The organism is Mariprofundus ferrooxydans PV-1, assembly GCF_000153765.1.
GTDB lineage: Bacteria > Pseudomonadota > Zetaproteobacteria > Mariprofundales > Mariprofundaceae > Mariprofundus > Mariprofundus ferrooxydans.
The window spans coordinates 981,138-988,315 of sequence record NZ_DS022294.1 but is presented as its reverse complement, the minus strand read 5'-3'; the positions used below and the strand labels follow the sequence as shown (position 1 = coordinate 988,315).

4 protein-coding genes are annotated in these 7,178 nt (G+C 53.3%); 1 reads left to right on the top strand and 3 read right to left on the bottom strand.

Annotated features, from left to right (window positions below; translation table 11 throughout):
- A partial coding sequence (locus SPV1_RS04610; protein WP_231288282.1) for an AMP-dependent synthetase/ligase occupies window positions 1-1,568 on the top strand: 1,568 nt, incomplete at its 5' end.
- A 65-nt stretch (window positions 1,569-1,633) separates the two neighbouring features.
- Here the strand turns inward: SPV1_RS04610 and gloA are convergent.
- The 3 genes from gloA to rpoC form a co-directional block, all read right to left on the bottom strand.
- The gene (gene gloA, locus SPV1_RS04605) at window positions 1,634-2,017 is read right to left on the bottom strand and encodes a lactoylglutathione lyase (protein ID WP_009849954.1); all 384 of its coding nucleotides are present in this window, start codon (window positions 2,015-2,017) and stop codon (window positions 1,634-1,636) included.
- 3 nt (window positions 2,018-2,020) lie between these two features.
- Window positions 2,021-2,791, bottom strand: a complete 771-nt coding sequence (locus tag SPV1_RS04600; RefSeq protein WP_009849953.1) for a c-type cytochrome — start codon at window positions 2,789-2,791, stop codon at window positions 2,021-2,023.
- 187 nt (window positions 2,792-2,978) lie between these two features.
- Window positions 2,979-7,178: a DNA-directed RNA polymerase subunit beta' gene (rpoC, locus tag SPV1_RS04595; RefSeq protein WP_009849952.1), complete on the bottom strand. Its 4,200-nt coding sequence runs from the start codon at window positions 7,176-7,178 to the stop codon at window positions 2,979-2,981.

The window sequence follows — 7,178 nt, the reverse complement described above, 5'->3', positions numbered from 1 at the left end:
CCATTCTGATGGAGAACAGGCCGGAATGGGCGGCTATTGATTATGCCATCCTCTCTGTTGGTGCTGTCAGCGTTCCGTTGTACTGCAGTTATCGCCCGCACGATATGAGTTATGTGCTAAATGACTCGGGGGCAGTGGCTGTCTTCACCTCAGGCGGAAAGCTGTTGACCCACCTGCTGGGGGCAGTCGAACACTGTTCGCATCTGCGGCATATCTATGCGTTTGAGGCAAGCGATCACAAGCTGGTAGAGCCGGTCACTTCACTGGAGGCCGCTGAACTGGACGAGCCGTCACTGGAGAAGCGACTCTCCAGGCTGCATCGGGACACACTGGCTACGCTGGTTTACACCTCCGGCACCACAGCCAATCCTAAAGGGGTAATGCTCACCCACGGTAATATCATTACCAACCTGGAAGCGGTGCCGTCTGTCATTAGTCTGCGCGCCACGGAAGGCGGTGACCGCATGCTCTCTTTTCTGCCCCTGGCACATGCGCTGGAGCGTACGGGGACGCACTTTCTCTCTTATTCATTCGGTCTGTCTGTCGCTTTTGCCGAACGGCCTGATACCGTCGCCAAAAATATGACTGAAGCCAGACCAACGGTGATGATTACAGTACCGCGCATGCTGGAGGTAGTGCGCAGCCGTATCCTGGGACAGGTCGCCCAACAATCTTCACTGAAGCAGCACCTGTTCCATCTCTATCTTAAGCTGAGCAGAAAACAGAGGCTGAATGTTTTGCAACAGATGCTTTTACCCCTGCTCGACAGGCTGGTGGGCGCGAAAGTTCGACAGCGTTTTGGCGGACGCTTGCGCGTACTGATCTCCGGCGGCGCCCCACTCAATGTCGAGGTGGCCGGCTTCTTTGAAGCACTCGGGCTGCCTGTGATCGAAGGCTACGGTTTGAGTGAAGCCGCGCCACTGCTGGCTGCAAACCCGATGTGTGATCGTCGCCCGGGCAGTGTCGGTGTCGCTGCAAAGGGTGTTGACATCAATATAGCCGACGATGGAGAGATCCTTGCTCGAGGCGCAAATATCATGCCCGGCTACTGGCATAACCGCAAAGCCACAAAAGAAGCCATTCAGGATGGCTGGCTCCTCACCGGTGATATCGGCAGGCTGGATAAAGATGGCTATCTCTATATTACCGGACGCAAAAGAGATATTATCATTAACTCAGGTGGTGAAAATATCGCTCCGCAGCGTATCGAACAACTGCTGCTCATTGATAGCCAGATTGATCAGGTGGTTGTGTATGGCGACCAGAAACCCCATCTGGTTGCCCTGGTTGTCGCCAATGAAGAAGCATGTACAGCATGGGCCAGAGAGAAGGGGCTGCCGGAATCCGGCTGGCAGCAACTACGCGACTCATATATCCTGAAAAAACATCTGCAGACAAAAATCAACAACATACTCAAGCCACTGAATGGCTTTGAGCAGGTGCGCCGTATCCATCTCATCAGCGAGCCGTTCAGCATCGAAAATGACCTGCTCACCCCTACCCTGAAGATCAAACGACGCAATGTTTATGAGCAATACGCTGAGGTACTGGCAGGCCTCTACGCCTGATCAACGAGGCACAGGGATTTTCGCTGACACTGTTTCACAAGCAGACGAAACCGGCTGAAGAATGATCAGCCGGTTTCGATCAATTCAATGGCATAGCCATCGGGATCACGTACAAATGCGATGACTGTATTGCCGTGCTTCATCGGGCCCGGTTCGCGGCTGATCTGGCCGCCGCCTGCACGAATCCGATCGCAAACGGCATAGATATCAGCAACACCAATGGCAATATGACCAAAGGCATTACCCAGATCATAGTTGTCTGTATCCCAGTTATGGGTCAGCTCTATCACAGCCGAGTCCGATTCGTCACCATAACCGACAAAAGCAAGCGTAAACCTGCCACCAGGATAATCCTTCCGACGCAACAATCGCATGGAGAGGATATCGGTATAGAAGGCAATCGCGCGCTCCATATCCGTTACCCGGATCATCGTATGCAGAATACGCATGATTTACAGCGTCTTGAGGTAAGCGATCAGATTGGCCTGATCTCCGGCATCACATATACGTTGAGACGGCATCTTTGTAGTAGCTCCGGGATCCCCGCTTAATGTCTTCACTGCCTCTTTGGAATTGCATACCCATAGTGCAAGGTTTTTCTCATTCCATGACCATGTAGCGGTTGAAAGTGCCTGGCTATACTTCATATCAGCCATAGTACCAGCCTTACGCCCAACTACACCGGCAAGGCCGGGTCCCACTTTCTTTTTATCGTTGAAGTTATGGCATGCAGCACACTTGCGTGCCTTCGCCTTGCCTTTAACCGCGTCACCCATGGCAACCACTGGAGCAGGTACAACCGCTGCTTTTTTCACTGCGACAGGCTTCTTAGGCGCCACAGTCGTTTCCTGTACAGTTGGCTTGCTCACAGCAACTGGCTGCTGTTTTTTTACAACCGCGGCCTTATCAGCTGCTACAGGCTTGGAAGTCTCAGCCAAGCCGGACAGGGTCGCGGCAGCATCGGCCTGCGACTGCTTCATCGACTGCTCAACAGACGCTGCAACATTACTTTCCGGCAACTTGGTGACTGCAACCGTATCTGTTGCACCCTCTTTGGTGGAAGGTGTCACACTCTCCGGTTGTGGCTGATGTTCACTGACAGCTGCAGCCGTCTGGCTGGCTGGCTGTACCGGCTCCGCCTGCTGATGAGGCGGGGTGGAATTATCCTGACAAGCTGAAAGCGCCAGCGGCACCAGTAAAATCAATCCGATGTATTTATACATAATTCACCTCCTGACCTTTTGCGCGCAACAAGGAGCAACGCTGAAGAGCAAGCTACACCAGCGCAACCCCATAGGCCAGATGGGTTACGAACATGAGCGGCGCAGATACTTACGTCTCTCCATATCATTTCCGGACACAAAAAAGGGCGCCCGAAGGCGCCCTGATCTGTTACTGAACGTGCTTAATTTATGCAGCTTCGCCTGCGGAATCCACAGGGCGGTCATCAATAACCTGGCCCAGTTCTTCCAGAATATCTGCATTCGGTGCCACTTCTATAACATCCTCCGGCACTGCGGATTCAAGCACTCTTTTAGGCGCATTGCGCACTGCCAAACCTGTACCGGCAGGCAGCAGTCGTCCGAGAATCACGTTTTCCTTCAGCCCCATCAGCCAATCAACTTTTCCGGCCAGAGCGGCTTCAGTAATCACACGCGTTGTTTCCTGGAATGATGCCGCAGAAATAAACGAGTCAGTATTCAGTGACGACTTGGTGATACCCAGCAGGATCGGCTCGTATGTTGCAGGCGGCTTGCCTTCAGCCTCCAGCTTACGATTCACCTTCAGCACATGTTTACGCACTGGCTGTTCGCCAGCAACAAAGCTGGATGCGCCCGAGTCGATGATCTGAACCTTGCGCATCATCTGACGAGCAATCACTTCGATATGCTTGTCATTGATTTTCACACCCTGCAGACGGTAAACCTCCTGGATTTCATCCGTCAGGTAGTTGGCCAATGCCTCTACACCAAGCACCTTCAGGATATCCTGCGGAGCCGGTGAGCCTTCCATCAGACGCTCACCACGACGTACACGATCACCTTCCTGTACCAGAATCTGCGATCCCTTTGGAATCTGGTATTCAAACTGATCAGAACCATCGGACGGGTTGACATAGACGCGGCGTTTACCACGAATATCCTTACCGAACGAAATCACGCCGTCAGCGCCGGCAATAAACGCCAGACTCTTCGGTTTGCGCGCCTCGAACAGCTCGACCACGCGCGGCAGACCACCGGTAATATCCTTGGTTTTGCCGGCTTCACGTGGAATACGGGCAAGCACATCACCCGCCTTCAATGATTCGCCGTTATCAACGTTCAGAATAGCGCCGGCCGACAGGAAGTAACGGGCCGGCATATTGGTACGGGAGAGCACCAGCGGGTCGCCTTCAGGATCGGTCGGATCAACCAGATGAATCTGCGGACGCAGCGCATCTTTGCGCGTATCCGCCTGCTGCGTTACCACACGACTGGACAAGCCGGTCACTTCATCAGACTGCTCACGAACGGTAATGCCTTCTTCCATATCGACATAACGAATCTGTCCATCCGCCTCGGCAATCAACGGCATGGTATACGGATCCCATTCGGCAAGCTTATGCCCGCTCTTAACGACGTCCCCTTCAACAATCAGCAGATGGGCACCGTAAGGAATACGATGACGTTCGAGCTCCTTGTCCTTGGCATCGACAATAACCACCTCGGTATGACGGTTGATAACAATCGCCTCACCGGTGGCATTGGTCACCGTAATGGCGCTGTCCAGTTTCGCCGTACCGCCGAACTTGGCCTCAACATGCGCCTGTTCAGCTGCACGAGAAGCTGTACCACCCACGTGGAAGGTACGCATGGTCAGCTGGGTACCCGGCTCACCGATCGACTGTGCCGCAATAACGCCGACAGCTTCACCAATGGATACAGGCGAACCATGTGCAAGATCACGACCATAACAGTTGGCGCAAACACCCTCTTCCGATTCACAGGTCAGCACCGAACGAATGCGCACTGATTCAATCCCGGAGTCGCCGATTTTGTCAGCCAACTCCTCGCTTACCATGGCTCCGGCCGGAGCAATTTCCTCACCGGAGATCGGATCCAGTGCAGATTCCAGCAGCACACGACCCAGCACTCGCTCAATCAGAGGCTCAATCACTTCACCACCCTCAACCAGGGCAGAGAGTGTAATACCGTTACTCGTGCCACAATCCTGCTCACGGATCACGGCATCCTGCGCCACATCCACCAGACGACGGGTCAGATAACCGGAGTTTGCAGTTTTAAGTGCAGTATCGGCCAGACCCTTACGCGCACCATGGGTGGAGATGAAGTACTGCAGAATCGTCAGGCCTTCGCGGAAGTTCGCTGTAATCGGTGTTTCAATAATAGAACCGTCCGGCTTGGCCATCAGACCACGCATACCGGCCAGCTGGCGAATCTGCTGTGCAGAACCACGAGCGCCGGAATCAGCCATCATATAGACCGGGTTGAAGCTCTTCGCCTCTTCGGTCTTCGTGCCATCAGCACTGGTCAGTACGTCGGTGGAGAGGTTATCCATCATTGCACGTGCGACTGTTTCAGTCGTGTGTGTCCACAAATCGACTACCTTGTTGTAGCGCTCGCCGGCAGTGATCAGGCCGTCTGCATACTGCTTCTGAACCTTGGCAACTTCGGCATCGGCAGTCGCCACCAGAGAAACCTTGTTATCAGGAATCACCACATCACACAGGGCAAAAGAGGCACCCGAGCGTGTTGCATAGTTATAGCCCAGCACTTTCAGACGGTCAGCCAGCAGCACAGTCGCCTTGTTACCAGCAGAGCGGTAGCAAGTCTCGATCAGGCCGCCAACGTCCTTCTTGGTCAACAGACGGTTCACACATGAAAACGGCATTTCATCGGGCAGCACGGTGGAAAGAATAGAACGACCTACCGTCGTACTTTCACGGCGACCACGGATACGACAGCTGATACGTGTATGCAGCTCTACAGCACCTGCGTCCAGCGCACGAATCGCTTCTTCCGGTGAAGAAAAGGCCATATCCTCACCCTTGGCAAACGGACGCTCGCGAGTGAGATAATAGATACCGAGTACCATATCCTGGGTAGGCACAATCACCGGCTTACCGGTTGCTGGCGACAGAATATTGTTGGTGGACATGATCAGTGCACGTGCTTCCATCTGCGCTTCAATCGACAGTGGTACATGTACAGCCATCTGATCGCCATCGAAGTCGGCATTGAATGCGGTACATACCAGCGGATGCAACTGAATAGCCTTGCCTTCCACCAGCAGCGGCTCAAAGGCCTGAATACCGAGCCTGTGCAGTGTTGGCGCACGGTTAAGCATGACCGGATGCTGATTAATAACTTCTGCCAGGATATCCCAGACTTCCGGAATACCCTGCTCTACCAGTTTCTTGGCAGCTTTAATGGTGTTGGCCAGTCCCCGGGCTTCCAGCTTGTTATAGATGAACGGCTTAAACAGCTCCAGCGCCATCTTCTTGGGCAGACCACACTGGTGCAGCTTCAGTTCAGGACCAACCACGATGACCGAACGGCCGGAATAGTCGACACGCTTACCGAGCAGGTTCTGACGGAAACGGCCCTGTTTACCCTTGATGACATCGGACAGAGACTTCAGCGGACGACGGTTATTACCTGTAATCGGCTTGGAACGACGATCATTATCAAACAGTGCGTCTACGGATTCCTGCAACATACGCTTTTCATTGCGGGTGATGATCTCCGGCGCATTGAGCTCCAGCAGTCGTTTCAGACGGTTGTTACGGTTGATCACACGACGATAGAGATCATTCAGATCGGACGTGGCAAAACGACCGCCATCCAGCGGCACCAGCGGACGAATTTCCGGCGGCAGCACAGGAACAACCTCAAGAATCATCCACTCCGGACGATTTCCCGAACCCAGCATCGCTTCCACCGTGGCCAGACGCTTGGTCAGCTTGGTCAACTTGGTCACAGCCTTGGTTGCGGCAATCTGGGAGCGCAGGGACTGACGCTCTTCTTCCAGGTTGATATTTTTGAGCATTTCACGCAGCGCTGACGCGCCCATGTCGGCGCGGAACTCCTCGCCATACTCTTCAAATGCTTCGATATATTCATCTTCGGTCAGAATCTGGAACTGCTCAAGACTGGTAAGGCCCGGATCCAGTACAATATAAGACTCGAAGTAGAGCACGCGCTCAAGCTCTTTCAGGGTTTTATCCAGCAGCAAACCGATACGGGATGGCAGGCTCTTCAAAAACCAGATATGCGCTACAGGTGCGGCAAGTTCAATATGGCCCATGCGCTCACGACGCACTTTGGACTGAATCACTTCAACCGAGCACTTTTCGCAAACCACACCACGATGCTTCAGACGCTTGTATTTTCCACACAGACATTCGTAATCCTTGATAGGACCGAAAATCTTTGCACAAAACAATCCATCACGCTCCGGTTTAAAGGTGCGATAGTTGATTGTCTCAGGCTTTTTGACTTCGCCATATGACCATGAACGAATTTTTTCCGGACTTGCCAGACCAACCCTCAGGCCATCAAAATCCTGAATACTGGATGGTTTCTGGAACATCTTGAGAAGTTCTTGCAT

Bases quoted from the DNA above. Each gene is read 5' to 3' on its own strand.
- gloA (WP_009849954.1), bottom strand. From the start codon at position 2,017: ATGCGTATTCTGCATACGATGATCCGGGTAACGGATATGGAGCGCGCG.
- SPV1_RS04600 (WP_009849953.1), bottom strand. From the start codon at position 2,791: ATGTATAAATACATCGGATTGATTTTACTGGTGCCGCTGGCGCTTTCA.
- rpoC (WP_009849952.1), bottom strand. From the start codon at position 7,178: ATGCAAGAACTTCTCAAGATGTTCCAGAAACCATCCAGTATTCAGGAT.